The following is a 26,183-nucleotide window of genomic DNA, read 5'->3' as shown; positions in this document are numbered from 1 at the left end:
TTGCGGGGGAAACATAGTGACGGATATCGTCGGATTGCTGTTACCGTTTTTCGGCCTGATCTTCATCGGCTACGGGGCGGCGCGCATTACGAAGCAGCCGGTCGAGGCGATGGGCTGGCTGAACACCTTCATCATCTATGCGGCGCTTCCGGCGCTGTTTTTCAAGCTGGTGTCGAAAACGCCGGTGGAAGAACTGGCGCGGATGGATTTCGTCGCGGCCAGTCTCGCCTGCACCTATGGCATTTTCTTGGCTGTGTTCCTGATCGGCCGGTTCGTGCGGAAGAACAGCCTTGCCGAGACCACGATCCAGAGTTTCGCGGCAAGCTACGGCAACATCGGCTATATGGGGCCGGGGCTTGCGCTTCTGGCGCTTGGCGAAAAGGCGGCGGTGCCGGTGGCGCTGATCGTCTGTCTGGAAAATGCCGCCCATTTCATCGTCGCGCCGGCGATGATGGCGGTTGCGGGCGGTGACAAGCGCTCTCCGGCAAGACTTGCGCTGGATGTGGCGCGCAAGGTCATCACCCATCCCTTCATCGTCTCCGTCATCGCCGGCTTTCTTGCCGCTTCGCTGTCATGGCAGCCGCCGGAAGCGGTGCAGCGGCTGGTGGATTATCTGGCGCAATCGGCGGCGCCCTGCGCACTGTTTGCCATGGGCGTGACGCTGGCGCTTCGGCCGATGAAACGGGTGCCGGTGGAAATCAGCTATATCGTGCCGGCAAAGCTGATCCTGCATCCGCTCGCCGCTTATCTCGTGCTCTCATCGCTCGGGCGGTTCGAGCCGGTGTGGATCTATTCGGCCGTTCTTTTGGCCGCGCTGCCGACCGCGACGAATGTTTTCGTCATCGGCCAGCAATATCACGTCTGGCAGGAGCGGGCGTCGGCAACGATCCTGATTTCGACGGTGCTTTCGGTCCTCACGCTGACCGGCGTGGTGTATTTCATCCAGCCTTTTTGAAGCTGCCGAACAGCAGCGAGGGCAGGGCCTTCAGCCCACGGCCCGGTTCGATGCCCTCGCGCATCACCATGCTTCTGAGCGTGCCGATGCCGGAAAGCACGTGCAGGCCCGCCGCGCGCGCCATCTGCACCGGCAGGAGATCGGAAAGCAGAGAGCGGTTCAGGAGATCGACGCTCAGCGTGCGGCTATAGACATCCGCCCGCCGCCTGCCGTCGAAGCTGCTGCCGGCATCGGCCGCAATCGGCCGGTCGGAGACGGCGCTCAGCAATTCCGTCAGCGCGATGATGTCGCGCAGGCTGAGGTTCAGCCCCTGCGCGCCGATGGGCGGAAAACCATGCGCGGCCTCGCCGATCAGGGCGACGCGGCCCTTACCGAAGCGGTGTGCGGTCATGGAAGAGAGCGGCCATGCCTGCACGCTGTCCTCGACGGTGACGGCTCCCAGCATGGACTGCATTCGCTCCTCGACCCGGAGGCTGAGCGCTTCCAGCGGCAGCGCCGTCAATTCCTCCGCCTGTTGCGGGGTGACGACCCAGACGAGGCTGGAGCGGTTGCCGGGCAGGGGAACCTGGGTGAAAGGGCCGGTGGGGGTGTGGAATTCCGTCGAGACATTGCCATGCGACCGGCTATGGCCGAAGTTCAAAACAATGGCCGTCTGCGGATAGGACCAGGATTTGACGCCGATGCCGGCAGCATCCCGCACAATGGATTTGCGGCCATCCGCACCGATGAGGAAATCGGCGGAGAGCGTTTCGCCGTCGCCAAGCGTCACCGATACACGGTCGTTGCCGATGTCGATTGTCTCGGCTGTGGCATCGAGGCGGGTAATATTGTGTTCCTGCTCGACCGCTTCGCTCAGAACGCCGAGCAAAGCCTCGTTGGGGATGTTCCAGCCAAAGGCATCCAGTCCGATTTCGGAGGAGCGGAACTGCACGGTGGGTGCACGCAGCAGGCGCTCGGTGCCGTCGATGATCTGCATGGTGGAAAGGCGTGCGGCTGACGGCGCGATGCGCGACCACAGGCCGAGACGGTCCATGAAGCGGATGGACTGGTCCATCAGCGCCGTGGTGCGCTGGTCCTTCCTGTCGCTGGAAGGCGCAACGAGCGCCACGTGGCGGCCCGCCCGCGCCAGCGCGACGGCCGCGATCTGGCCCGCAAGTCCCGCACCGGTGATGGCGATATCGAAGTGTCTCATGGTCCTGATCCGTTGTTATTTCCAAAGCATCATAAAGGCTTTGGTCGGGTAAATCCACTTCGGTCCCGGAACATCCGGTTGCGAAGATTCGTTGGTTGTGCCGCGATATTAGTCTTAGGATAAGCGGATTGAGCCGGTTGCAAAGCGTGGTGAATGGCCGCATACCGGAATGAACAGGCGGATGAAAAAAACGGGGCACAGACGCTGACTATGAAAATTTTCAACTATAAGCGTGTTCCCTACGCGGAAATCCGCGCCTTTTCCGTTCATATGCTCACGGCCTCCGGCTCGTTCCTGGCTTTTCTCGGCGTGGTCGCCGCAGCTGAACACCGCTTCGTCGACATGTTCTGGTGGCTGGGGCTTGCGCTTCTGGTGGATGGCATCGACGGTCCCATCGCCCGCAAGGTCAGGGTGAAGGAAGTGCTGCCCAACTGGTCCGGCGATACGCTCGATAATATCATCGACTATGTTACCTATGTGCTGCTGCCCGCCTTTGCGCTTTATCAGAAGGGCATGATCGGCGAGCCGCTGTCCTTCGTGGCCGCCGGCATGATCGTGGTGTCGAGCGCCATTTATTATGCCGACATGGGCATGAAGACGGACGAATATTTCTTCTCCGGCTTCCCTGTGGTGTGGAACATGGTGGTGTTCACCCTGTTTGTCATGGACGCCAGCGCCACCACGGCGATGATTGTCGTTACCGTTTCGGTGTTTTTGACATTCCTGCCGATCAACTTCCTGCATCCAGTGCGGGTGAAGCGATTGCGGCCGCTCAATCTCGCCGTGGTCTTCATCTGGTGCGCGCTTGGCGGTTATTCGCTGCTGATGCATTTCGAAACCCCGACCTGGGCCGTGATCGGCTTCGTGGCGAGCGGCATCTATCTTTATTGCATCGGTGGAATATTGCAGTTTTTCCCCTCGCTCGGCGCGAAATGAAAAAAGGGTAAAGCCGTTTATTGCTTGTGCAAATTGCATTTAAGCGGCTTCTTTTTCAGTTGTGCGCAGCAGCAAAACCGTTATCAATAAGTTCTGATCGCGTATCATTGCATACTTTTTGGTGCGGGATTGGGAACAATGACCGCAACCGTTTGAAACGCCTCGAAGAAGGCATGACGGTTGGTGAGAGAGGGAACTCGTGACTGGAACTTTGGCGCCGGAGGCCGTGCCTCTCCTGTCCGTTCGCAAGCTGACCAAGCTGTTCGGCAATTTCGCCGCCTGCAACGGCATCGATCTCGATATTGCGCCGGGCGAAATCCACGCGCTTCTGGGTGAAAACGGCGCGGGCAAATCCACGCTCGTCAAGATGCTGTTCGGCGTTCTCGCACCGACCGAGGGCGATATTATCTGGCAGGGCCAGCCGGTTTCCGTAGGCTCACCCAGTGAGGCTCGCCGGCTCGGCATCGGCATGGTCTTCCAGCATTTTTCGCTGTTCGAGGCGCTGACGGTTGCTGAAAACATCGCCCTGTCGCTCGATCCGAAAATTTCATTGAAGGAAATCGCCGGGCAAGCGGAAAAGCTGTCGCGCGCCTATGGTCTGCCGCTCGATCCCAATGCGCATGTGGCCGATCTTTCTGTCGGCGAGCGCCAGCGCATCGAAATCGTCCGAGCGCTTCTACAGAATCCGCGCCTGATCATTCTCGACGAGCCGACCTCGGTGCTGACGCCGCAGGAGGCTGACAAGCTGTTCGAGACGCTGGAGAAGCTGAAAGCCGAAGGCCGTTCCGTGCTTTATATCAGCCATCGTCTCGAAGAGGTGCAGCGCATCTGCGACCGCGCCACCGTTCTGCGTCACGGCAAGGTGACGGGCGCCTGCGATCCGCGCAGGGAAACGCCTGCATCGCTGGCGCGCATGATGGTGGGCAGCGATGTCGCAAGCGTTTCGCGGGCCACGGGCGAGGCGCTGGGTGCGCCGCAGATCGAGGTCATGGGGCTTTCGGTCGCGCCGCGCACGCCTTTTGCCGTGGCGCTGAAGTCGATTTCCATGACCGTACGCGCCGGCGAGGTGCTGGCGATTGCCGGCGTTGCCGGAAACGGGCAGGGCGAGCTGTTCGATGCGCTTTCGGGCGAATATCCGGTCTATAATAACGATGCGATCCATCTGCGCGGCAAGCCGGTCGGCCGTATCGGCATCAATGGTCGCCGGCTGATGGGCGCGGGTTTTGTGCCGGAAGAGCGCCATGGCCACGCCGCCGTTCCCGGAATGAGCCTTTCCGACAATCTGCTGCTGGCGCGGGCGCGCTCCGACCGCAAGGCGTTTCTGACCGGCGGTTTCCTGCGTATCGTGCGTGGCTCAGTCATTAAGGCGGCGGCGCGGCGTATTTCGGAAACCATGGATGTGCGCAAAAGCGGGGCCGATCCGCTGGCCGGGTCGCTATCCGGCGGCAACCTGCAGAAATTCATCGTCGGGCGCGAGCTTGACCGCCAGCCTGCCGTGCTGGTTGTCAATCAGCCGACCTGGGGCGTGGATGCGGGTGCGGCAAGCCGCATTCGCCAGGCGCTTGTCGATCTTGCCAAAGCGGGTTCGGCCGTCATCGTCATCAGCCAGGATCTCGATGAAATATTCGAAGTCGCCACCAATATCGCGGTCATTTCCGACGGCAAGCTCTCCGATACCCATCCGGTGGAGGAGATGACGCTTGAAAAGATCGGCCTTTTGATGGGCGGCATTCACACGTCACATTCGGGAGCCGCCCAGCATGCGCATTGAGCTTGAAAAACGCGCGGGGGTTTCGAAGCTTTTCACCCTGCTTTCTCCGCTTCTGGCGCTCACGCTGACGCTGCTTGTCGGCGCGGTCATGTTCGCCATGCTCGGCAAAAATCCGGCTCACGCGCTTTACGCCTTTTTCGTCGAGCCGCTGCTGGAAGTCTGGTCGCTGCACGAGCTGGCGATCAAGGCGGCGCCGCTGATCCTGATCGGGGTCGGCCTGTCGATCTGTTATCGCTCCAATAACTGGAACATCGGCGCGGAGGGGCAGTTCACCATCGGCGCGATCACCGGCTCCATTCTGCCGGTGCTTTATCCCGACTGGCATTCGCCGCTGCTTTTGCCTTTGATGCTGGTGATGGGCGCCGTGGGCGGCGCGCTTTATGCCGGTATTCCCGCACTTTTGAAGACGAAGTTCAACACCAACGAAATCCTCGTCAGCCTGATGCTGGTCTATGTCGCGCAGCTTTTCCTCGACTGGCTGACGCGCGGCATCTGGCGCGATCCGGGCGGTTACAACTTCCCGCAGACCAAGCCGTTCAACGACAGCGCCGTTCTGCCGGAAATGCTGGCATCGGGCCGTGCGCATTGGGGCTTCGTTTTCGCCATCGTCGCGGCCATCGCGCTGTGGTTCATGATGCGCTACATGCTGAAGGGCTTCGAGGTCACCGTGCTCGGCCAATCGGCGCGGGCAGGGCGCTTTGCCGGTTTTTCCTCCAGCCGCATGGTGTGGTTTTCGCTGCTGCTCTCCGGTGCGCTGGCGGGGCTTGCGGGCATATCGGAGGCTTCCGGTTCCATTGGCCATCTCCAGCCCAGCATTTCGCCGGGTTACGGCTTTACCGCCATCATCGTCGCCTTTCTCGGCCGTCTCAATCCGCTCGGCATCATCCTTTCCGGGCTGGTGCTGGCGCTGACCTATCTGGGCGGCGAGGCGGCGCAGCTGTCGATTGGCGTCTCCGATAAGGTGACGCGCGTGTTTCAAGGGCTGATGCTGTTCTTCGTGCTGTCCTGCGATACGCTGATTTTCTATCGCATCAGGGTCGTCTTTTCCGGCAAGGCGCATCGTAAAGAAGGAGCGGCATGATGGATATGCTTCAGGCCATTCTCCTCACCGTCATCACCGCCGCCACGCCGCTCGTCATCGCCGCTTCGGGCGAGCTGGTGACGGAGCGCTCCGGTGTCCTCAATCTCGGTGTCGAGGGTATGATGATCATGGGTGCGGTCTGTGCTTTCGCGGCCGCGCATATGACCGGGTCTCCCTATATCGGCATTCTGGCCGGCATTGCCTCGGGTGCGGTTTTCTCGCTGCTCTTCGGTTTCCTGACGCTGACGCTCGTTACCAATCAGGTGGCGACGGGCCTTGCGCTCACCATTCTCGGCCTCGGCGTCTCGGGTATGCTGGGTGAAAGTTTCGTCGGCCTGCCGGGTGTGAAACTGCAGCCCATCGTCTTTCCGCTGCTATCGGACATTCCCTTCTTCGGTCCGTTGTTGTTCCGGCAGGATTTGATCTTCTACCTCTCCATCGCGCTTGTCTCCGGCATCGGCTGGTTTCTGTTCAAGAGCCGGACGGGCCTGAAAATCCGCGCCATCGGCGACAGTCACGCTTCAGCCCATGCGCTCGGCATCAATGTCATCCGCACCCGTTATCTCGCCGTCATGTTCGGCGGCGCCTGTGCGGGGCTTGCCGGTGCGCAGCTGTCGCTGGTCTATACGCCGCAATGGGTGGAAAACATGTCGGCCGGGCGCGGGTGGATTGCGCTGGCGCTCGTCGTCTTCGCTTCGTGGCGCCCATGGCGGGTGCTGGCGGGCGGCTATCTGTTCGGCGCCGTCACCATCGGCCAATTGCACGCGCAGGCCTTCGGCATCGGGGTGCCATCGCAACTGCTTTCGGCACTACCTTACCTTGCAACTATTGTCGTGCTGGTCATCATCTCGCATAATCGCCGCACGACCTTGATCAACACGCCGGCCTCGCTTGGCAAATCCTTCGTGCCGGACAGGTGAAGCATTCTCACGTCTCCAAACCAACAGGGGTAAAAATGAAAAAACTGGTCATCGCACTCGCCGCTTCGGTTGCGGCTCTCGGCGGCGTCGTTTCCTCGGCGGAAGCCGCCGACGCCAAGAAGGTCTGCTTCATCTATGTCGGTTCAAAGACCGATGGCGGCTGGACGCAGGCGCACGATATCGGCCGTCAGGAACTGCAGGCGCATTTCGGCGACAAGATCGAAACGCCGTTCCTCGAAAGCGTTCCGGAAGGTCCGGATGCCGAACGCGCCATCGAGCGCATGGCCCGTTCGGGCTGCGAACTGGTGTTCACCACCTCCTTCGGCTTCATGGATGCGACCGTGAAGGTCGCCCAGAAGTTCCCCAAGGTGAAGTTCGAACACGCCACCGGCTTCAAGACCGCCGAAAACGTCGCGACCTACAATTCGCGCTTCTATGAAGGTCGCTACATTCAGGGCCAGATCGCCGCGAAGATGTCGCAGAAGGGTCTCGCCGGCTACATCGCCTCCTTCCCGATCCCGGAAGTGGTGATGGGCATCGACGCCTTCGTGCTCGGTGCGCAGTCCGTCAATCCCGACTTCAAGGTGAAGGTCGTCTGGGCCAACACCTGGTTCGACCCCGGCAAGGAAGCCGATGCCGCCAAGGCGCTGATTGACCAGGGCGTCGACATTCTGACCCAGCACACCGACACCACCGCGCCGATGCAGGTTGCCGCAGAACGCGGCATCAAGGCCTTCGGTCAGGCTTCCGACATGATCGCGGCCGGTCCGAAGACGCAGCTTACCGCCATCAAGGACACCTGGGGCGCCTATTACATCAAGCGCACGCAGGCTCTTCTCGATGGCACCTGGAAGTCCGAATCCGTCTGGGACGGCCTGAAGGACGGCATCCTGACCATGGCGCCCTATACCAACATGCCTGACGACGTGAAGAAGATGGCCGAGGATACCGAAGCCAAGATCAAGTCGGGCGAGCTGCACCCCTTCACTGGCCCGGTGAAGAAGCAGGACGGCTCGGAATGGCTGAAGGCGGGTGAAAAGGCTGAGGACGGCGTTCTGCTCGGCCTCAACTTCTACGTCGCCGGCGTGGACGACAAGCTGCCGCAATAACGGGATTTGCTGGCACTTTTGGCTTGCAGTTTGCGTCGCATCCGCACTTCGTCACCCCGGACTTGATCCGGGGTCCAGTGCGATCAAGTCCTTGATCGCGAAAGACTCATTTCTCACGGCGCAGACGCGCCGTGGCTGGATGCCGGATCTAGTCCGGCATGACGGAGGAGAGATTTGACGCCTGTTGTCACAATTGAGGCCGCGCATGAAATTCATGTGCGGCCTTTGTTATTTTCATATGTTTTACGCCGTGGACGAAGTTTGCCTTTGCTTTTCAGGCGACTTGATGTTTTTCACTATATTCTGACTTGAGATATACACGTCTGGCGCGATTTTTTAAGATCGCCAACCGAACGGAAGGACATGGCACTTGCAGCGCGGAATGCTCGATGCGGCTATCGGTTTTCGAAAGCTGCAGACAAATCATGCACAGGTCGTTCACAAGCTCGGTCTCGATATCGTGTCCGGCACCTTCAAGACGGGTGATATCCTGCCGGGCGATGCCGAGCTGATGGAGCGGCTGAAAGTATCACGCACAGTGCTGCGCGAAGCGATGAAGACGCTGACCGCCAAGGGCATGATTTCCCCCAAGGCGCGTATCGGCACCCGGGTGACGGAGCGCGAAAGCTGGAACATGTTCGACAGCGAAGTGCTGCTCTGGCATTTCGAGGCGGGCGTCAGCGACGAGTTTCTGCTGCATCTTTACGATATCCGTCAGGCCTTCGAGCCCTATGGCGCAGGGCTTGCCGCCATCAGGGCAAAGGATGCCGATATCGCCAAGCTCGCCGCTTATGCCAACGAGATGGGCAATACGGCCTATTCCAAGGAAAAGCGCGCGCTTGCGGATATGAATTTCCATGTGCTCATTACCGAAATGTCCGGCAATCCGTTCATGCGCACCGTCGGTTCGCTGATAAAGGCGGCTCTGGTGGGTATTTTCCGGATGAGCAACCCGGAAACCGATCCCAATGAGATTTCCGACGTCTCTGCCTCCCACCTGCGGCTCGTGGAGGCATTTCGCCTGCGCGATGAGGCCGCAGCACGCCGCGAGATGGAAAGGCTGATCGAAAACGGCCGCCAGCAGGTGCTGAAATTCACTGCCCGCAACCCCCGGCGATAAATCACACCGCGGGAGCGGGATGCGATCCCGTTCCAATCACGTTTGATGAAAATCGGTGCGGAAATTTGGTGCAGATTTGCATGGTTTCTTAAGTGGGCCGCCGTTATAGCAATTCCGGAATGAAATTACCGATGCGCCCGTTCGTTTTGCCGGACGGCGTGAAGTCAAACATATGCCGCCGTCCTGGCCGCCCTGCGGCCGGTGACAGGGTGTTGGAGGTCTTATGGAGCGCAGCTCTCTAGCCGTTATTCTCGCAGCGGGCGACAGCACGCGCATGAAATCGTCGAAATCCAAGGTGCTGCATCCGGTCGCCGGGCGTCCGATGATCAGCCATGTGGTTGAGGCGGTGGCTGGATCTGGCGTCGGCACGGTGGCGCTGGTGGTCGGGCGCGATGCCGACAATGTCGCTGCTGCCGCAAACATGAAGGGTCTTCAGGTCGAAGCTTTCCTGCAGACGGAACGCAAGGGCACCGGCCATGCGGTTCTTGCCGCACGCGCAGCCATCGAGCGCGGTTTCGACGATCTCATCGTTGCCTATGGCGATGTACCGCTCATCACTTCCGCAACGCTCGACCGGGCGCGTGAGGCGATTGCCGCCGGCGCCGATGTCGCTGTCATCGGTTTCCATACCGACCGCCCGACCGGTTACGGCCGGCTTCTGGTCAAGGATGGCGAACTTGTCGCTATCCGCGAGGAGAAGGACGCGACCGATGCGGAGCGTAAGGTCACCTGGTGCAATAGCGGATTGATGGCCATCAGCGGCCGCAACGCGCTGGACCTGCTCGACCGGATCGGCAACAGCAATGTGAAAGGCGAATATTATCTGACCGATGTGGTCGAGATCGCCCGTTCCCTCGGCCGCCGCGCCGTCGCGATCGATGCGCCCGAAACGGAACTGGTCGGCTGCAACAACCGCGCCGAACTGGCCTTTATCGAGAAGCTCTGGCAGGAGCGCCGCCGCCACGAACTGATGGTGGATGGCGTTTCGATGATTGCGCCCGAAACCGTCTTCCTCTCCTATGACACCAAGATCGGCCAGGACGTTTTGATCGAACCGAATGTCGTCATCGGTCCCGGCGTCACCATCGAGCCGGGCGCCGTCATCCATGCGTTTTCGCATCTGGAAGGGGCGCATGTCGCCGAAGGTGCGGCCGTCGGCCCCTATGCGCGGCTGCGTCCGGGCGCGAACCTGCATGCCAATGCCAAGGTGGGCAATTTCTGCGAGGTCAAGAAGGCGGAGATCGGTGAGGGCGCCAAGGTCAACCATCTGACCTATATCGGCGATGCATTCATCGGCGCGGGCAGCAATATCGGTGCGGGCACCATCACCTGCAATTACGACGGCTACAACAAGGCCGAAACGCGGATCGGTGCAAACAGTTTTATTGGTTCGAACTCGTCGCTGGTCGCTCCTGTCACCATTGGAGAGGGGGCCTATATCGCCTCCGGCAGCGTCATTACCGATGACGTGCCTGAAGATGCGCTAGCGTTCGGGCGCGCACGCCAGGAGGTGAAACCCGGTCGCGCGACGGTGGTGCGCGAGCGGGCGAAGGCGCTGAAGGAAGCGAAGAAAAAGTCGTCCTGACGGACGTTACCAAACGATACCGAAAGTGACCGGCGCCATAATTGCGGATTGTTCGGGAACGGTTAGTAGTTTCGGCGAAGAGATCGCCGCTGGAGAAATATATGTGCGGAATTGTCGGAATTGTCGGAACCCAGCCCGTTGCTGAACGGCTTGTCGATGCGCTGAAGCGTCTCGAATATCGCGGTTACGATTCGGCTGGTGTCGCCACCATCGACAATGGCGCGATGGACCGTCGCCGGGCGGAAGGCAAGCTGTTCAATCTCGAGAAGCTGGTTTCGGAAAAGCCGCTGCCGGGTGTGGTCGGCATCGCCCATACACGTTGGGCGACGCATGGTGTTCCCAACGAAACCAATGCCCATCCGCATTTCGTCGATGGCGTTGCCGTCGTCCATAACGGCATCATCGAAAACTTCGCCGAACTACGTGAAGAGCTGACCGCCGAGGGCGCGACCTTCACCACCCAGACCGACACCGAAGTGGTGGCGCAGCTTCTGGCGAAATATACCCGCGAGGGTCTTGGCCATCGCGAGGCGATGCTGAAGATGCTGAACCGCGTGACGGGCGCCTATGCTCTGGTGGTGATGTTCAAGGACGATCCCGGCACGCTGCTTTCGGCGCGCTCCGGCCCGCCGCTTGCCGTTGGTTACGGTCGGGGCGAAATGTTCCTTGGTTCCGACGCCATCGCGCTGTCGCCCTTCACCAACGAGATCGCCTATCTGGTGGATGGCGACTGCGCCATCGTGACCCGGCAGGGTGCTGAGATCATCGATTTCTCCGGCAAGCCGGTGAAGCGCGACCGTCAGATCTCGCAGGCGACGGCCTATGTGGTCGACAAGGGCAACCATCGCCACTTCATGGAAAAGGAAATCTATGAGCAGCCGGAAGTCATTTCGCATGCGCTCAGCCATTACGTGGATTTTGCCTCCAAGACCGTGAAGCAGGCCGACACGGCCATCGATTTCGCCAAGCTTTCCGGCCTTGCCATTTCCGCCTGCGGCACGGCCTATCTGTCCGGCCTGATCGGCAAATACTGGTTCGAGCGTTATGCCCGTCTGCCGGTGGAAATCGATGTCGCCTCGGAATTCCGTTACCGCGAAATCCCGCTCGTTCCCACGCAGGCTGCGCTGTTCATTTCGCAATCGGGCGAAACCGCCGATACGCTGGCGGCCCTGCGTTATTGCCAGCAGGAAGGGCTGAAGATCGGCGCGGTGGTCAACACGCGTGAATCCACCATGGCGCGCGAATCCGATGCGATCTTCCCGATCCTCGCCGGTCCGGAAATCGGCGTCGCCTCCACCAAGGCCTTCACCTGCCAGCTTGCCGTGCTCGCTTCGCTTGCCGTTGCCGCCGGAAAAGCGCGCGGTACGGTCACGCCCCAGCAGGAAACCGAACTGGTTCGCCATCTCACCGAGATGCCGCGCATCGTGAGCAAGGTTCTCAACAGCATCCAGCCGCAGATTGAAGCGCTGTCACGCGATCTGTCGAGGTTCAAGGACGTGCTTTATCTCGGCCGTGGCACCAGCTTCCCGCTGGCGCTGGAAGGCGCGCTGAAGCTCAAGGAAATCTCCTATATCCACGCCGAGGGTTATGCCGCCGGCGAGCTGAAGCATGGGCCTATCGCGCTGATCGACGAGAACATGCCGGTCATCGTCATCGCGCCGCATGATCGTTTCTTCGAAAAGACCGTGTCGAACATGCAGGAGGTCGCCGCGCGCGGCGGCCGCATCATCTTCATCACCGATGAGAAGGGGGCTGCCGCCTCCAAGCTCGACACCATGGCGACGATCACGCTGCCCAATGTCGATGAGCTTATTGCGCCGATGGTCTTCTCGCTGCCGATCCAGCTGCTCGCCTATCACACTGCCGTCTTCATGGGCACGGATGTGGACCAGCCGCGCAATCTGGCGAAATCGGTAACGGTGGAATGATCATCCGGCCGGAGCGTCAGGGCGATGAAGAGGCGATCGCTCGCGTTACGGAAGATGCTTTCCGTAACGTCGATTATAGCGACAAGACGGAACATCTGATCGTCGAGCGGTTGCGCAGGGCAGGTGCGCTCACCGTTTCACTGGTTGCCGAGGATAGCGAAGGCATCATCGGCCATGTCGGTTTTTCGCCTGTGACGCTCACCAGCGGCGAGACCGGCTGGTTCTGCCTCGCGCCGCTTTCCGTGACACCGGAACGGCAGGGGCAGGGCGTTGGCTCCAGGCTGGTGAGGGACGGGCTTGCCGTTCTGGAGCGTCTGAATGCTTCCGGCGCGGTTGTCGCGGGCGATCCGGACTATTATGGCCGCTTCGGTTTTCGCCATGTCGAAGGGGCCAAGGCGGAAGGGATTCCTGACGAATATTTCACAGTTCTTCGCTTGCATGGTGGAACTCCATCCGGCATTGTCGGTTTTCATCCGGGTTTCGATGGCGACAACGCTTAATTCCGAACGGTAAATGACCGATATTCCAGTTAAAATTTCATTCGCAGCCCGGCTGCGCAATAGTTTCCTCACGGGCGTTCTGATCCTCGCGCCCGTCACCATCACCATGTGGCTGGTGTGGAGCTTCCTGCAATGGGCCGATAGCTGGGTGAAGCCCTATATTCCGGCCCGTTACGATCCCGAGCAATATTTCGATGTGGCTATTCCCGGTTTCGGCCTGCTGATCGCCGTTATCGGTATCACGCTCATCGGCTTTCTCGGCAATAACCTCATCGGCAAATGGATTTTCGGTGTCGGCGAATCCGTCCTCAACCGCATGCCGCTGGTGCGGCCGATCTACAAGAGCATCAAGCAGCTGTTCGAATCCGTTCTGAAAGAGCATTCGAACTCCTTCAAGAAGGTCGGCCTGATCGAGTTTCCGTCATCCGGCACCTGGGCGATGGTGTTCGTTGCCTCCGAGGCCAAGGGCGAGCTTGCCCATCGTTTCAATGAAATGGGGCAGCAGATGGTCGCCGTCTTCCTGCCGCCGACACCGGTGCCGACAGCCGGTTTTCTGCTGTTCGTGCCGAAAGACAAGATCGTGATGCTGGATATGACGCCGGAAGATGCGGCGAAACTGCTGATATCCGGCGGTCTGGTGGCCCCGGATTTCAAGCCGCCGAAGATGATTGCGCCGGTTTGAACGCATTCGCAAGGCGCTAGATTCCTTCCTCCATTCTCACGGAGCGAGGTAAAGCCATACGGTTGACGAACCAATGTGGTTCACCAATAATCACAGTGAACCAACAAGGGTTGCGATTATGACTGCATTTACTGTGCGTCTGCCTGATGAGGTTGCCGACAAACTCGACCAATTGGCGGAAAAACTTGACCGGTCGCGATCCTACATGGCGGCGCGGGCGATTGAGGACTTTATCGCCCGCGAGGAGTGGCAGCTTGCCGAGATCGAGGCGGGTGTGGCGGAAGCCGATCGCGGCGAGTTCGGGACAGCTGAGGATCTCGCAAACATTGTCGGGAAATATGTAAAATCCGCCCGGCCGTCATGAGTGACCGGCGAATTCGTTGGACCTTACGGGCGCTGCGACGGCTCGATGAAATTGGTGCGCATATTGAAAAGGATAATCCAGCGGCTGCGGCCCGGGTAATTTCCCGCATTGTTTCAGCGGTTGATATGTTGGTGGAACAGCCAGCCATGGGGCGGGTCGGACGCATCAGAGGAACACGGGAAGCCGTGCTTCCCGACATTTCCTACATCATTGCCTATCGTGTGGACGAGGATATCGAAATTTTGACGATCATCCACACATCGCAGCGGTGGCCTTCGGCGCTTTAGCCCAACAGTCTCCGGACTTCATGGTCAGTCGTCGTCATCCAGATTATCCACTTCCGTACCGGTGGTCGTGGCGTGGAATACGGGAACGAAAAGCCGCATATAGACCAGCCGCACGCTCCAGCCTTCTTCCAGTGCCTGGCTCCACGCCTTCTTGCGGCCGGGCTTTTTGAACGCCTTGCCGATCGCCTTTTTTTCGCTTTTCGCAAATGTCTCGGGCTGCAGGATATTCTGCGGCGAACAGAGCGCGTAGCCCTTGCGGAAGGCGGGTGGCGGGCGGCGCGGGTCGATCATGTTCATGGGCGTTCACTTTCAGCCGGCGTGCAGGAAGCGGATCGCTTCGTCGCGGCGGTGCAAATAGAGCAGGGTGCGTAGCGCATTGCCGCGCGGGCCTGTCAGTTCGGGGTCGCGCTCGATCACGTAAGCTGCGTCCTTGCGGGCGATTTCCAGAAGATCGGCATGGGCCTCGAGGCTGGCGATGCGGAAACCCGGCGTGCCGGACTGGCGGGTGCCGAGCAGCTCGCCTTCACCGCGCAGCTTCAAATCCTCCTCGGCGATCAGGAAGCCATCTTCACTGTCGCGCAGGATGGAGAGCCGGGCACGACCGTTTTCGCTGAGCGGGCCTTTATAGAGCAGGATGCAGGTGGAGGCCTCGTCGCCGCGCCCCACACGGCCGCGCAGCTGATGCAGCTGGGCGAGGCCGAAACGCTCGGCGTGTTCGATGACCATGATCGTCGCATCCGGCACGTCGACGCCCACTTCCACCACGGTCGTCGCCACCAGCAGTCGGGTTTCGCCGTTCTTGAAGGCGAGCATGGCGGCGTCCTTCTCCGGGCCGCTCATGCGTCCGTGGATGAGGCCGATATTGGCGCCGAGCATTTGCGAGAGAACCGCGTGCCGCTCCTCCGCCGACATCAGGTCGGACTCTTCCGTTTCCTCCACCAGCGGGCAAATCCAGTAGGCCTTCTTGCCATCCTTCAGCGCTGAACGCAGTCGCTCGACAATGTCGCCGATCCGTTCGGTGGGGATCGTCACTGTCTGGATGGGTTTGCGGCCGGCGGGCTTTTCGGTGAGCTTGGAGACATCCATGTCTCCGAAGGCGGCCAGAACCAGCGTGCGCGGAATGGGCGTGGCGGTCATGACCAGCATATGCGGCGTGATGCCCTTGGCAGTGAGGCGCAGGCGCTGGTGCACGCCGAAGCGATGCTGTTCGTCCACTACTGCCAGCACGAGGTTCCTGTAACTCACGCTGTCCTGAAACAGCGCATGCGTGCCGATGACGATCTGCGCTTCGCCGGAAGCGATGCGCTCCTCGATCTCGCGGCGCTCCTTGCCCTTGGTGCGGCCGGTCAGCACTTCGACGGTGATGCCGGCTACCTGAGCGAGTTTGGATATGGTGGCGTAGTGCTGCCGGGCAAGGATTTCGGTCGGCGCCATCAGCACCGCCTGTCCGCCGGCTTCCACGGCCGTTGCCATCGCCATCAGCGCCACCAGCGTCTTGCCGGCGCCGACATCGCCCTGCAGCAGGCGTAACATGCGGTCTTCGCCGGCCATGTCGGTCAGGATATCTTTCACCGCAGCGCTCTGGCTCGCCGTCAGCGAGAAGGGCAGTTGCGACAGGATTTTTGCGGCGACATCACCCCTGGCGCGGATCGGCTGGCCCGCCACCTTGCGCAGTCGCTGGCGCACCAGCGCCAGTGACAATTGTCCGGCCAGAAATTCGTCATAGGCAAGCCGCCTGCGCGCCGGTGCCTGCGGCTCGATATCGGCGCTGTCGCGCGGATCATGCAGCTCGCGGAAGCTTGAGTCGACATCGCCGAAGCCCTGCCGGGTCTTCAGCGTTTCATCGATCCATTCCGGAAAGACCGGCAGTTTCGACAGCCCGCCTTCAATGGCGCGGCGCAGCACCTTGGGCGATAGACCGGCGGTCATGGGATAGACCGCTTCCACCAAAGGCAGGTTTTCCGCCTCGGAAAGCTTCACCATGAAATCCGGATGCACCATGGAAGCGCGGCCGTTGAACCAGTCCACCTTGCCGCTGACGAGAACCTCTTCATCAACGGGCAGGGCCTTGGACAGCCAGTCGCCCTTGGCGCGGAAAAAGGTCAGCGCCAGTTCGCCGGTTTCGTCATGCAGAAAAACGCGATAGGGCGCGTTGCGGTTTCCCGGCGGTGGCGGCTGGTGACGGTCGACGCATCCCTGAATGGTGACAATGGCGCCGGGGCTTGCCAGCGCAATGCCGGGGCGGTTGCGGCGGTCGATGACGTTGGATGGCGCGTGGAAGAGGAGATCGATGACGCGGGTGTCGTCGGCACTTTCCCGACTGAGGAGCTTAGCCAGAAGATCGGCAAGTTTCGGCCCCACACCGGCAAGGGTGGAGACGGAGGCAAACAGCGGATCGAGAATGGCCGGGCGCATGGGTCAGCAAAATCGGGGAAGGGGGCGGCTTATGCAAGACTTCGCTGGCCACAAAGGCGGGTTATCACCGGCAGATTTTCACCGCCGTGGCATTATTTCGATAAAAACCGGTTCCCAAGCGTTCGCCTCCTGTTCTATAGGAGGTCGCAGTCAACAATTTGTTGATTAATCAACCGAAAGGTGAATGCGATGACTGGACTGGTGCGCACGAGTGCCGACCTCGATCCGAGACGCCGGCGGATTCTTTACCGCTGCTGGCATCGGGGCATTCGCGAGATGGATCTGGTGCTCGGGCAATTCGCGGAAGACAATATTGCCGGGCTTTCCGATGAGCAGCTCGACGAGTTGGAAGTCATCATGGCGGAAGAGGATAACGACCTCGTCAAGATGGTGACCGGCGCCCTTGCCATACCGGAAAAATTTCAGACCCCGCTGTTCGAGAAGATCGCCTCCTACCGTCCCGATTTCGATCTCGTCACCACTGACACCCTGAAAGCGTGAGAATATGATAGCCGGATTCGATGCAAAGCTGGTGTCGTCGGCCGATACGCCGCTGACCATCGGAAACGTGCCTTCCGGCATGGAAGCCCTGTTGCTTGCCGATATGGCGCGGGCGGGCACGTCGGTCGCTTATGTGATGTCGGATGGCCAGCGGGTCGCCGATCTCGAACAGATACTCGGTTTCGTCGCGCCTGACATTCCGGTCATGACGCTGCCGGCCTGGGACTGTCTGCCTTATGACCGTGTGTCACCGAGTGCGGACACCTCGGCGCGCCGGCTGGCGGCGCTTGCCGGTCTTATCAGTCACGCGAAGAAACCGCATCCGGCCATCGTGCTCGTCACCGTCAACGCCATGCTGCAGAAGATGGCGCCGCGTGACGTCATCGAGAACCTCGGCTTTTCGGCCAAGCCCGGCAACCAGATCCGCATGGAAGAGATTGCCGCGCGGCTGGAGCGCAACGGTTTTGACCGGGTGGCGACGGTGCGCGAGGTGGGTGAATTCGCCGTGCGCGGCGGTATTCTCGATGTTTTTGTTCCCGGTACGGAAGAGCCGGTACGTCTCGATTTCTTCGGCGATACGCTGGAGAGCATCCGCACTTTCGATCCCGCCAGCCAGCGCACCATCGGCCAGGCGCGCTCGCTTGATCTGAACCCGATGAGCGAAGTGACGCTGACGCCGGATACGATCAGCCGGTTCCGCAAGAACTACCTGTCGCTGTTCGGCGCGGCGACGCGTGACGATGCGCTTTATCAGGCCGTTTCCGAGGGCCGCCGTTATGCCGGCATGGAGCACTGGCTGCCGCTGTTTTACGAGCAGCTGGAAACCGCCTTCGATTATCTGAAGGGCTTCCGCATCGTCACCGACCACACGGCGCGTGAAGCGGCGAAGGAACGCTCCAAGCTGGTGCTCGATTATTATGAGGCGCGGCGGGCTTCCGGCGAGACCAAGGGCTCGACGCAGGGCGCGCCCTACAAGCCGGTATCGCCGGGACAGCTTTATCTTGACGGCAAAAGCTTCGATGCGGCGCTTGCCGCCGTCAACGCCGTGCGACTGACGCCCTTCAACGAACACGATACTGAAGGCCGTCCCGTCGCAACGCTGGATGCGCATGTCGGGCCGCGCTGGGCGCGCCCTCCGACCGAAGGCAATAGCGAAGAGCGGATCAATGTTTTCGATCTGGCGGTAAAACACATCGCCGAGCGCCGCGCCAAGGGCTGGAAGGTGCTGATAACAGGCTGGTCGGAAGGTTCGCTCGACCGGCTGCTGCAGGTGCTGAACGAGCATGGGCTTGAGAAGATCAAGCCGGTCGCCTCGCTGAAAGAGGTGGAGAAGCTCGGCAAGGGTGAGGCCGCCTCGGCGGTGCTGAGCCTCGAAGCGGGTTTTGAAACCGGAACACTGGCCGTTATCGGCGAGCAGGATATTCTAGGCGACCGCATGGTGCGCCGCTCCAAGCGCCGCAAGCGCGGCGCGGATTTCATTTCCGAAGTGGCGGGGCTGGATGAGGGCTCGCTGGTCGTCCATGCCGAACATGGTATCGGCCGCTTCGTCGGCCTGCGCACCATCGAGGCGGCGGGCGCGCCGCGTGCCTGTCTCGAACTGCATTATGCCGATGACGCCAAGCTGTTCCTGCCCGTTGAAAACATCGATCTTCTGTCCCGTTACGGTTCGGATGCGGCGGAGGCGCAGCTGGACAAGCTTGGCGGCGGCGCATGGCAGATGCGCAAGGCCAAGCTCAAGAAGCGCCTGCTGGACATGGCAGACGAGCTTATCCGCATTGCCGCCGCGCGCCTGGTGCGCCATGCGCCGGTGCTGACAGCCCCCGACGGGCTTTACGACGAATTCGCCGCCCGTTTCCCCTATGACGAGACGGAAGACCAGCTTAACGCGATTGAGTCGATCCGCGAGGATTTGGGCGCCGGCCGACCGATGGATCGGCTCATCTGTGGCGATGTCGGTTTCGGCAAGACGGAAGTGGCGCTCCGCGCCGCTTTTCTCGCCGCCATGAACGGCGTGCAGGTGGCGGTGGTGGTGCCGACCACGCTGCTTTCCCGCCAGCATTTCCGCACCTTCTCGGAACGTTTCCGTGGGTTGCCGATCCGGGTGCAGCAGGCTTCGCGTCTCGTCGGCTCCAAGGAACTGGCGCTGACCAAGAAGGAAGTTGCTGACGGAAAGACGGATATCGTCGTCGGCACCCATGCGCTGCTCGGCGCGGGCATCAGCTTCGCAAATCTCGGCCTGCTGATCATCGATGAAGAGCAGCATTTCGGCGTCAAGCACAAGGAGCGCCTGAAAGAGCTGAAGAGCGACGTGCATGTGCTGACGCTTTCTGCAACGCCCATTCCGCGCACCTTGCAGCTGGCCATGACGGGCGTGCGCGAGTTGTCGCTCATCACCACGCCGCCGGTGGACCGTATGGCCGTTCGTACCTTCATTTCGCCCTTCGATCCGCTGGTGATCCGCGAAACGCTGATGCGCGAACATTATCGCGGCGGCCAGAGTTTCTATGTCTGCCCGCGCCTTGCCGATCTTGCCGATATTCACGCTTTCCTGCAATCGGATGTGCCGGAGCTGAAGGTAGCGGTGGCGCATGGCCAGATGCCGGCCGGCGAACTCGAAGACATCATGAATGCCTTTTATGACGGCAAATATGATGTGCTGCTGTCGACCACCATCGTCGAATCCGGCCTTGATGTGCCGACTGCCAATACGCTGATCGTGCACCGTGCCGATATGTTCGGCCTTGCCCAACTTTACCAGCTGCGCGGCCGTGTCGGACGCTCCAAGGTGCGCGCCTTCGCGCTCTTCACCCTGCCGGTCAACAAGGTGTTGACGACGATGGCGGAGCGGCGGCTGAAGGTGCTGCAATCGCTCGATACGCTCGGTGCCGGCTTCCAGCTGGCGAGCCACGACCTCGATATTCGCGGTGCGGGCAACCTGCTCGGCGAGGAACAGTCCGGCCATATCAAGGAAGTTGGTTTCGAGCTTTACCAGCAGATGCTGGAAGAGGCGGTTGCAGAAGTGAAGGGTGACGAGCAGGTGCAGGATAGCGGCTGGTCGCCGCAAATCTCGGTTGGCACCTCCGTCATGATCCCGGAAGACTACGTGCCGGATCTGCATCTGCGCATGGGTCTTTACCGCCGTCTCGGCGAGCTTGCGGATATCAGCGAGATCGATGGTTTCGGTGCGGAAATGATCGACCGTTTCGGCCCGTTGCCGAAAGAAGTGCAGCATCTGCTCAAGATCGTCTACATCAAGTCGCTCTGCCGCATTGCCAATGTCGAGAAGCTGGATGCCGGGCCGAAGGGCGTTGTCGTGCAGTTCCGCAACAAGGAATTCCCCAATCCGGCGGCGCTGGTCGGTTACATCGGCAAGCAGGGATCGATGGCGAAAATCCGCCCCGATCACAGTCTGTTCCTCAATCGCGATCTGCCGACGCCGGAAAAGCGGCTGGCGGGTGCGGCGATGGTCATGACACAGCTGGCGGAGCTGGCGCGGTCCTGACGGGAGCGTTGGTGGGTGGGGTTTACCCCCCTCTGCCCTGCCGGGCATCTCCCCCTCAAGGGGGGAGATCGATATGCGGCGGGGTTTCGACTATCTTAACGGTCGAGAATGAAGCGGCGAGAGATCGTCCTGTCGATCTCCCCCTCGAGGGGGAGATGCCCGGCAGGGCAGAGGGGGTAAAGCCCCACCCACCCTCGGCTTGCTAACAAATGGCCAATCCCCGAAAATTCCAACCCGCAAGGCTCAGCAAAAATTACCACGATGTAACCAAACGGACATGCGCCGGTAGCCTTCGCGGGCGTAGTCTAAGCCCCATACCCGGTGCGGCGGATCGGTAGATGCCGCCGGGTGATGAAGGAGCAGGACGATGTGGACCAACATTAACAGGTTTGCCACCGCTGGTCTGGTTACCTTGACAATTGCGGGCACCACAATTGCCACCACCAGCCAGGCGGAAGCGCGCAATAATTTCGGCCGCGGCCTTGCCGCCGGCCTTGCCGGCACGATCATTGGCGGAGCGCTGATTGCGGGTGCAAGACATCCCGGCTACGCTTATGGCCCCGCATATTACGCGCCCGCCTACGGTCCACCCGTTTATGCTGCGCCGGCCTATGGCCCGCCGGTTGTTTACCAGCCGGCCTACCCGCGCTGCCACGTGGCGTGGAGGCAGAACGCCTGGGGCGATATGTATCGGGTCAAGGTTTGTGATTGATCGAATGCCATGCCGGCGACGCGAATACGCGTTGCCGGTTCTTCGCATTCGTTAGGCTTCAGCGCCCGTCTTCCGGCGTGATGCCGACGGCCACGTTCTGGTCGGTGGCGGCGATCGAGGCGGGCAGCGGCACCTTTCTCTGCTTCTCGCGGATCAGCGTCAACAGGCCGGAGCCGACGATGAGGGCGATGCCGACCAGCATCCAACCGTCGATACGGTCGCCGAAAATCAGGTAACCGAACAGGATGGCCCAGAGCATCTGGCTATATTGCGTGGGACCGATCATGGCGGCGGGCGCATATTGGGCGGCATACATGACCAGCACGTTGCCAAGCGCCCCGAGCAGGCCATATCCCGCCAGCAGCAGCCATTGCTCGCCCGCTGGCATGACAAAAGTCGGCACCATGGCGATACCGCTGATGGTGAGACAGCCGAGCACGCCGGCACCATAAAGCGAGACGTTCTTTTCCGACGGTCCCATGGCGCGGAAGATGACGATGCTGAGCGCACCGCTGAAGCCGCCGATGATGGCGCCGAGGTGGCCGACGCCGAGTTCGCGGAAGCCCGGCCGCAGGATGACCAGCACGCCGAGGAAACCGATGATGACGGCTGACCAGCGCTTGATGCCCACCTGTTCTTTCAGGAACACCACCGACATGATGGTGACGAAGGAAGGGAGCAGGAAGATCAGCGCGAAGGCTTCCGCCATGGAAAGATGGGTGAAGGCTGTCACGCTGCCGACTGCGCCGGTGCCGGCGGCAAAAAAGCGGATGATCCACAAGGGGCGGTTCGTCGTTCTGACGATATCCACCCAGCGGTCGTTGCGTTTGCGGATGAAGGGCAGGGCGGCAAAGCCGAAAAGGGCGCCGAAGAAGGCCGATTCGATCGGTGAAATCTGGCCTTCTATGAGTTTAACGCTTGCATCGCTCCAGGCGTAGGCAGCGAAGGCGGCAAAGGCGAGCAGAATGCCTTTCAGGGTCTGGTCGGACACGGAAACACCGGCGAAAAATCGAGTTGATGAAAACCGCCGGTGGTTTGACCGTCAGTTCATCGATCTATGCTCGTCCGCCTTGATTTTTGCAATATCCCGCAGTGCAGCAATCAATACCTCCGGCGTTTGTGCACCGCTTATGGCGTATTTCTGGTCGATGATGAAGAAGGGCACGCCGGCGACGCCCATTTGCTGCGCCGCATCGATTTCGGCGATGACGGTGTCCTTGTCGGCGTCGGAGGCGAGAAGCCGCGCCACGACCTTGGCGTCCATGCCGGATTTTTCGGCCACATCGGTCAGCACCGCGTGATCGCCGATGTTGCGCCCTTCCTCGAAATTGGCCTTGAACAGGGCGGTGACGACCTTTTCCTGAATATCGCGGCCTTCGGAATGCGCCCAGAGCGACAGCCGATGGGCGTCGAGCGTGTTCGGGCCGATCTTGATCGCATCGAAATCGTAATTGATGCCGACTTCCCTGCCGAGCTGTACCAGCGTGGCATGCGCCTGTTCGAGGCGCTCCTTGCCGAGCTTTTCCTCGAGAGCGGCTTTCTGGTCAACGCCTTCTGGCGGGTAATCCGGGTTGAGGCGGTAAGGACGCCAGTTCACGTCGACGCTGATTTCGTCCTGCACCTCGGCAATGGCGAGATCGAGCCTTGCCTTGCCGAGATAACACCACGGGCAGACCATATCCGATACGACGTCGACAACGATGCGTTCCATGGTTTTATCTTCCCTTTTCTCTGCCGGGGATGGGTGCGGTGCGGTTTATTGCGCCCGCGCATCCCACCAGGTCTGTTTCTGATTGCCGGATATCGGCGTCATATCCGGGCGGTCGATATATTTCCAGCGGGCCACCCACTGCGCGCCGATATAATAGAGCGGAATGACATAGTGGCCGGCAACGAGAAGGCGGTCGTAACCGCGCACCGCCGCCTGAAAATCCTCCGTCGACCTTGCCTGCAGCAGGGCCTCGATCATGCGGTCTATATCGGGATTTGCAGCACCCGCATAGTTGAAGCTGCCCTGCGCATCCCGCGAGAGCGAACTCCAGCGGTTGAGCTGTTCCATGCCCGGTGAGAGCGAGGAGGGCAGGGAGCGGATGATCATGTCATAGTCGAAGCTGTTCGAGCGGGCCTGATATTGCCCGTCATCGACCGAGCGGATGCCCATGGCGACGCCGATCAGGTTGAGCGAACGCTGATAGGCAAGCGCGATGCGCTCCTGCGCCGGGTTCTGGGTCATGATTTCGAAGGCAAGCTGACGGCCGTTGGCGTCGGACATCCTGCCGTTCTTGATGCTGTAGCCAGCCTCTTTCAGCTTGTCGACGGCCATTTTCAGAACTTTGCGGTCCGCGCCGGTGCTATCGGTGGTCGGCATGGCATAGGTTCCCGCCAGCAGTTCCGGCGGCATGGATTTCGCCGCGTCGCCAAGCAGGGCAAGCTCGCGCTCGTCGGCGGCATTACCATAAGCGCCGAGCGGGGAGTTCTGCCAGTAACTCTGCGTGCGCTTGAAGGAGCCTCCGAGGATGTTCTTGTTCATCCATTCGAAATCGAGCGCATAGGACAGGCCCTCGCGCACCTTTTCGTCGGCGAAGACGGCGCGGCGGGTGTTGAAAACGAGGCCGAACATGCCGGTGGGCAGACGCGGCTGGAAGACGTCCTTGACGATATCGCCGCGATGGACGGCCGGGAAATTGTAAGCCTGTCCCCAGTGGGAGGTATCGGACGTGCCGTTGATGGCGTCGCCTTCAGGATAAATGTCGATATCACCCTTCTTGAAGGCCTCGAACATGGTGGTGACCTGAAGGAAATAGGTGACGCTGATCTCGTCGTAATTGTCGAAGCCGACCTTGCCGGGAATATCCTTGCCCCAATAGTCCGGGTTCCGCTCCCAGATGATTCGTTCGCCCGGCCGCAGGGTTTTGATTCGGTATGGACCCGAGCCGACGACCGGGCCGAGGCCCGCCTGCTCGAATTTTTCCGGATCGATCGCATGTTTCGGCAGGATCGGGGTGGAGGAGGCGAGAATGAGCGGCGTTTCGCGGTTCGCCTTGTCATTGAAGGTGAAACGCACGCTGCGATCGCCGATCTTTTCCAGCTTCGCCACACCGTCCAGACGGGTATTGAAGGGCGGGCGGCCTTTTTCCTTCAGGAGATTGAAGGTGAAGATGACGTCATCTGCGGTCACCGGCTCGCCGTCGGACCATTTTGCCTTCGGGTTGAGGTTGAACTGGACGAAGCTGCGCTCCTCATCCCACTCCGCGGTTTCGGCGAGCAGGCCGTAAAGGCTGAAAGGCTCGTCGCTGGAGCGCAGCATCAGCGGTTCGTAGAGAAGATTGCCGAATTCCGGGTCCCAGACCCCCCGTGCGGTGGTGCGCATTCCCTTGAGAACGAAGGGATTGAGGCTGTCGAAGGTGCCGACGACGCCGTAAGAGATTCGGCCGCCTTTCTTCACGTCGGGATTGACGTAAGGGAAGTGGCGGAAATCTGCCGGCATGGCAGGCGTGCCATGCATGGAAATGCCGTGAAGCGGTTGTGCCAGGGCGGTTCCGGCGGGAAGCAGGGATGATCCCAGAAGGAACAATGCGGGGATGAAGGCCGCAAGGTTGCGCATGTCACTATCCTGTCTCAACGGTCAGTCCGATATGTGGACCTGACCGGTTTATCGTCATGATTCTGGCAGATATGTAGCACACGGACATTGCATGACCCATGCAACGGCGGGAAATCTTGGGTCAGCTCAAGAAAAAGTTAAAGAAGTGCTGGATATCGCCGCGATCGGCATGTAACAGGGGGACCGGAAGAGACGGGTCACGCATTTGCCTCATTTAAACGACAGTTGAACGGGCAGAAGGATACCGCCATCGGCGAACAGGATCTTGCGGTTCTGTTCTGGCAGACATTCAGGAGACGGAACTCTTATGATGCACAAGGCAAACACATTCACCCGGACGGCTCTGTCCGCTCTGGTCCTTTCTCTCGGCGCAATGTCCGCTCCGGCCATCTCGCAGGCGCAGGATGCCGCGCCCGCCGCTCAGGGCGCTGGCGCTCCGCCGCTCGGCTGGTTCAAGACCTGCTCCAAGCAGGAAGACAACGATGTCTGCGTCGTGCAGAACGTGGTTCTTGCCCAGAACGGTCAGATGATCACCGCCGTCGGCCTCATCACGGTTGAAGGCAAGGTCAACCGCAAGCTGCTGCAGGTCTCCGTTCCGACCGCGCGTCTCGTTCCTCCGGGCGTGATGATGCAGATCGACGGCGGCAAGGGCCAGAAGCTCGATTACGCCGTTTGCCTTCCCGATAAGTGCACGGCCGAAGTTCCGCTGACGGACGCCATGATCGCTTCCCTGAAGAAGGGTAGCGAGGTGGTCTTCACCTCCATCAACTTCCGCCGCGCGCCGAACCCCATCAAGATCGCGCTTTCCGGCTTCACCGGCGCCTATGACGGCCCGGCGATCACCCAGTCGCAGCTTGCCGAAAGCCAGCGCAGCCTGCAGGAAGGCATGCAGAAGAAGGCTGAAGAGGCCCGCAAGAAGCTGGAAGCCGCACAGGACGCTGCCAAGGGCGCGCCGAAGCCCTGATTGCAGCGTAAGCTCCAAAAACAGGAAAACCGGTCTGGCGACAGACCGGTTTTTT

General features: G+C 60.7%; 23 protein-coding genes. 17 read left to right on the top strand and 6 right to left on the bottom strand.

Annotated features, from left to right (window positions below; genetic code table 11):
* The first annotated feature begins 16 nt into the window (after window positions 1–16).
* A complete protein-coding gene (locus PH605_RS12710; protein WP_065655176.1) occupies window positions 17–955 on the top strand; it encodes an AEC family transporter in 939 nt (312 codons plus the stop codon).
* Here the strand turns inward: PH605_RS12710 and PH605_RS12705 are convergent.
* Window positions 939–2,147 (bottom strand): UbiH/UbiF family hydroxylase, encoded by a 1,209-nt coding sequence (locus PH605_RS12705; protein ID WP_142845109.1) that lies wholly within the window; start codon window positions 2,145–2,147, stop codon window positions 939–941. The two genes, PH605_RS12710 and PH605_RS12705, sit on opposite strands and share 17 nt — an antisense overlap.
* Before the next feature lie 210 nt (window positions 2,148–2,357).
* Here PH605_RS12705 and pcsA point away from each other — a divergent pair, with 210 nt between their 5' ends.
* The 12 genes from pcsA to PH605_RS12645 all read left to right on the top strand — a co-directional run bounded on the left by pcsA (window position 2,358) and on the right by PH605_RS12645 (window position 14,430).
* On the top strand, window positions 2,358–3,083 hold the full coding sequence (pcsA, locus tag PH605_RS12700; RefSeq protein WP_035263562.1) for a phosphatidylcholine synthase: 726 nt from the start codon (window positions 2,358–2,360) through the stop codon (window positions 3,081–3,083).
* 211 nt (window positions 3,084–3,294) lie between these two features.
* Window positions 3,295–4,854 (top strand): ABC transporter ATP-binding protein, encoded by a 1,560-nt coding sequence (locus PH605_RS12695; protein ID WP_161987885.1) that lies wholly within the window; start codon window positions 3,295–3,297, stop codon window positions 4,852–4,854.
* Complete coding sequence (locus tag PH605_RS12690; RefSeq protein WP_003523441.1) at window positions 4,844–5,935, top strand: ABC transporter permease; 1,092 nt, start codon at window positions 4,844–4,846, stop codon at window positions 5,933–5,935. The genes PH605_RS12695 and PH605_RS12690 overlap by 11 nt, the downstream gene beginning before the upstream one ends.
* Window positions 5,935–6,855 carry an ABC transporter permease gene (locus PH605_RS12685; RefSeq protein WP_161987886.1) on the top strand — a complete coding sequence of 307 codons (921 nt, stop codon included), beginning with the start codon at window positions 5,935–5,937 and terminating at the stop codon, window positions 6,853–6,855. Before PH605_RS12690 ends, PH605_RS12685 begins: the two co-directional genes overlap by 1 nt.
* Before the next feature lie 35 nt (window positions 6,856–6,890).
* Window positions 6,891–7,964, top strand: a complete 1,074-nt coding sequence (locus PH605_RS12680; protein ID WP_003523439.1) for a BMP family ABC transporter substrate-binding protein — start codon at window positions 6,891–6,893, stop codon at window positions 7,962–7,964.
* A gap of 382 nt (window positions 7,965–8,346) precedes the next feature.
* The gene (locus PH605_RS12675; protein WP_142845166.1) at window positions 8,347–9,084 is read left to right on the top strand and encodes a FadR/GntR family transcriptional regulator; all 738 of its coding nucleotides are present in this window, start codon (window positions 8,347–8,349) and stop codon (window positions 9,082–9,084) included.
* 223 nt (window positions 9,085–9,307) lie between these two features.
* Entirely contained in the window at window positions 9,308–10,669 is a 1,362-nt protein-coding gene (gene glmU / locus PH605_RS12670) for a bifunctional UDP-N-acetylglucosamine diphosphorylase/glucosamine-1-phosphate N-acetyltransferase GlmU (protein WP_142845111.1), read from the top strand.
* 101 nt (window positions 10,670–10,770) lie between these two features.
* Window positions 10,771–12,597 (top strand): glutamine--fructose-6-phosphate transaminase (isomerizing), encoded by a 1,827-nt coding sequence (gene glmS / locus PH605_RS12665; protein WP_142845112.1) that lies wholly within the window; start codon window positions 10,771–10,773, stop codon window positions 12,595–12,597.
* Window positions 12,594–13,097, top strand: a complete 504-nt coding sequence (locus PH605_RS12660; RefSeq protein WP_142845113.1) for a GNAT family N-acetyltransferase — start codon at window positions 12,594–12,596, stop codon at window positions 13,095–13,097. Before glmS ends, PH605_RS12660 begins: the two co-directional genes overlap by 4 nt.
* A gap of 13 nt (window positions 13,098–13,110) precedes the next feature.
* The gene (locus PH605_RS12655) at window positions 13,111–13,779 is read left to right on the top strand and encodes a DUF502 domain-containing protein (RefSeq protein WP_142845114.1); all 669 of its coding nucleotides are present in this window, start codon (window positions 13,111–13,113) and stop codon (window positions 13,777–13,779) included.
* Window positions 13,780–13,894: 115 nt separating this feature from the next.
* Entirely contained in the window at window positions 13,895–14,143 is a 249-nt protein-coding gene (locus PH605_RS12650; RefSeq protein WP_161987887.1) for a CopG family ribbon-helix-helix protein, read from the top strand.
* A complete protein-coding gene (locus PH605_RS12645; RefSeq protein WP_065655168.1) occupies window positions 14,140–14,430 on the top strand; it encodes a type II toxin-antitoxin system RelE/ParE family toxin in 291 nt (96 codons plus the stop codon). The genes PH605_RS12650 and PH605_RS12645 overlap by 4 nt, the downstream gene beginning before the upstream one ends.
* Window positions 14,431–14,454: 24 nt before the next feature.
* Here PH605_RS12645 and PH605_RS12640 read toward each other — a convergent pair whose 3' ends face one another.
* Together PH605_RS12640 and recG are read right to left on the bottom strand one after the other, a co-directional pair.
* On the bottom strand, window positions 14,455–14,727 hold the full coding sequence (locus PH605_RS12640) for a hypothetical protein (protein WP_078052681.1): 273 nt from the start codon (window positions 14,725–14,727) through the stop codon (window positions 14,455–14,457).
* 12 nt (window positions 14,728–14,739) lie between these two features.
* Complete coding sequence (gene recG, locus PH605_RS12635; RefSeq protein WP_142845115.1) at window positions 14,740–16,845, bottom strand: ATP-dependent DNA helicase RecG; 2,106 nt, start codon at window positions 16,843–16,845, stop codon at window positions 14,740–14,742.
* A 189-nt stretch (window positions 16,846–17,034) separates the two neighbouring features.
* Here recG and PH605_RS12630 point away from each other — a divergent pair, with 189 nt between their 5' ends.
* From PH605_RS12630 to PH605_RS12620, 3 genes are all read left to right on the top strand, one after another.
* Entirely contained in the window at window positions 17,035–17,346 is a 312-nt protein-coding gene (locus PH605_RS12630) for an FAD assembly factor SdhE (RefSeq protein WP_077982075.1), read from the top strand.
* A 4-nt stretch (window positions 17,347–17,350) separates the two neighbouring features.
* The gene (mfd, locus tag PH605_RS12625) at window positions 17,351–20,848 is read left to right on the top strand and encodes a transcription-repair coupling factor (RefSeq protein WP_142845116.1); all 3,498 of its coding nucleotides are present in this window, start codon (window positions 17,351–17,353) and stop codon (window positions 20,846–20,848) included.
* A gap of 367 nt (window positions 20,849–21,215) precedes the next feature.
* Complete coding sequence (locus PH605_RS12620) at window positions 21,216–21,560, top strand: hypothetical protein (RefSeq protein ID WP_142845117.1); 345 nt, start codon at window positions 21,216–21,218, stop codon at window positions 21,558–21,560.
* Between the two features lie 58 nt (window positions 21,561–21,618).
* Here the strand turns inward: PH605_RS12620 and PH605_RS12615 are convergent, their stop codons facing one another.
* The 3 genes from PH605_RS12615 to PH605_RS12605 are packed head-to-tail and all read right to left on the bottom strand — an operon-like array spanning window position 21,619 to window position 25,164.
* Window positions 21,619–22,551, bottom strand: a complete 933-nt coding sequence (locus tag PH605_RS12615) for a DMT family transporter (protein ID WP_125146559.1) — start codon at window positions 22,549–22,551, stop codon at window positions 21,619–21,621.
* Window positions 22,552–22,602: 51 nt separating this feature from the next.
* Window positions 22,603–23,271 (bottom strand): DsbA family oxidoreductase, encoded by a 669-nt coding sequence (locus tag PH605_RS12610; RefSeq protein ID WP_078052686.1) that lies wholly within the window; start codon window positions 23,269–23,271, stop codon window positions 22,603–22,605.
* A 45-nt stretch (window positions 23,272–23,316) separates the two neighbouring features.
* Entirely contained in the window at window positions 23,317–25,164 is a 1,848-nt protein-coding gene (locus PH605_RS12605) for an extracellular solute-binding protein (RefSeq protein WP_142845118.1), read from the bottom strand.
* A 307-nt stretch (window positions 25,165–25,471) separates the two neighbouring features.
* Between PH605_RS12605 and PH605_RS12600 the strand changes: the two genes are divergently transcribed.
* Entirely contained in the window at window positions 25,472–26,128 is a 657-nt protein-coding gene (locus PH605_RS12600; RefSeq protein WP_003523420.1) for an invasion associated locus B family protein, read from the top strand.
* Window positions 26,129–26,183 lie beyond the last annotated feature (55 nt).

It is taken from the genome of Agrobacterium sp. CFBP 3001 (assembly GCF_027871605.1).
GTDB lineage: Bacteria > Pseudomonadota > Alphaproteobacteria > Rhizobiales > Rhizobiaceae > Agrobacterium > Agrobacterium leguminum.
This window is presented reverse-complemented; position numbering and strand designations above follow the sequence as displayed.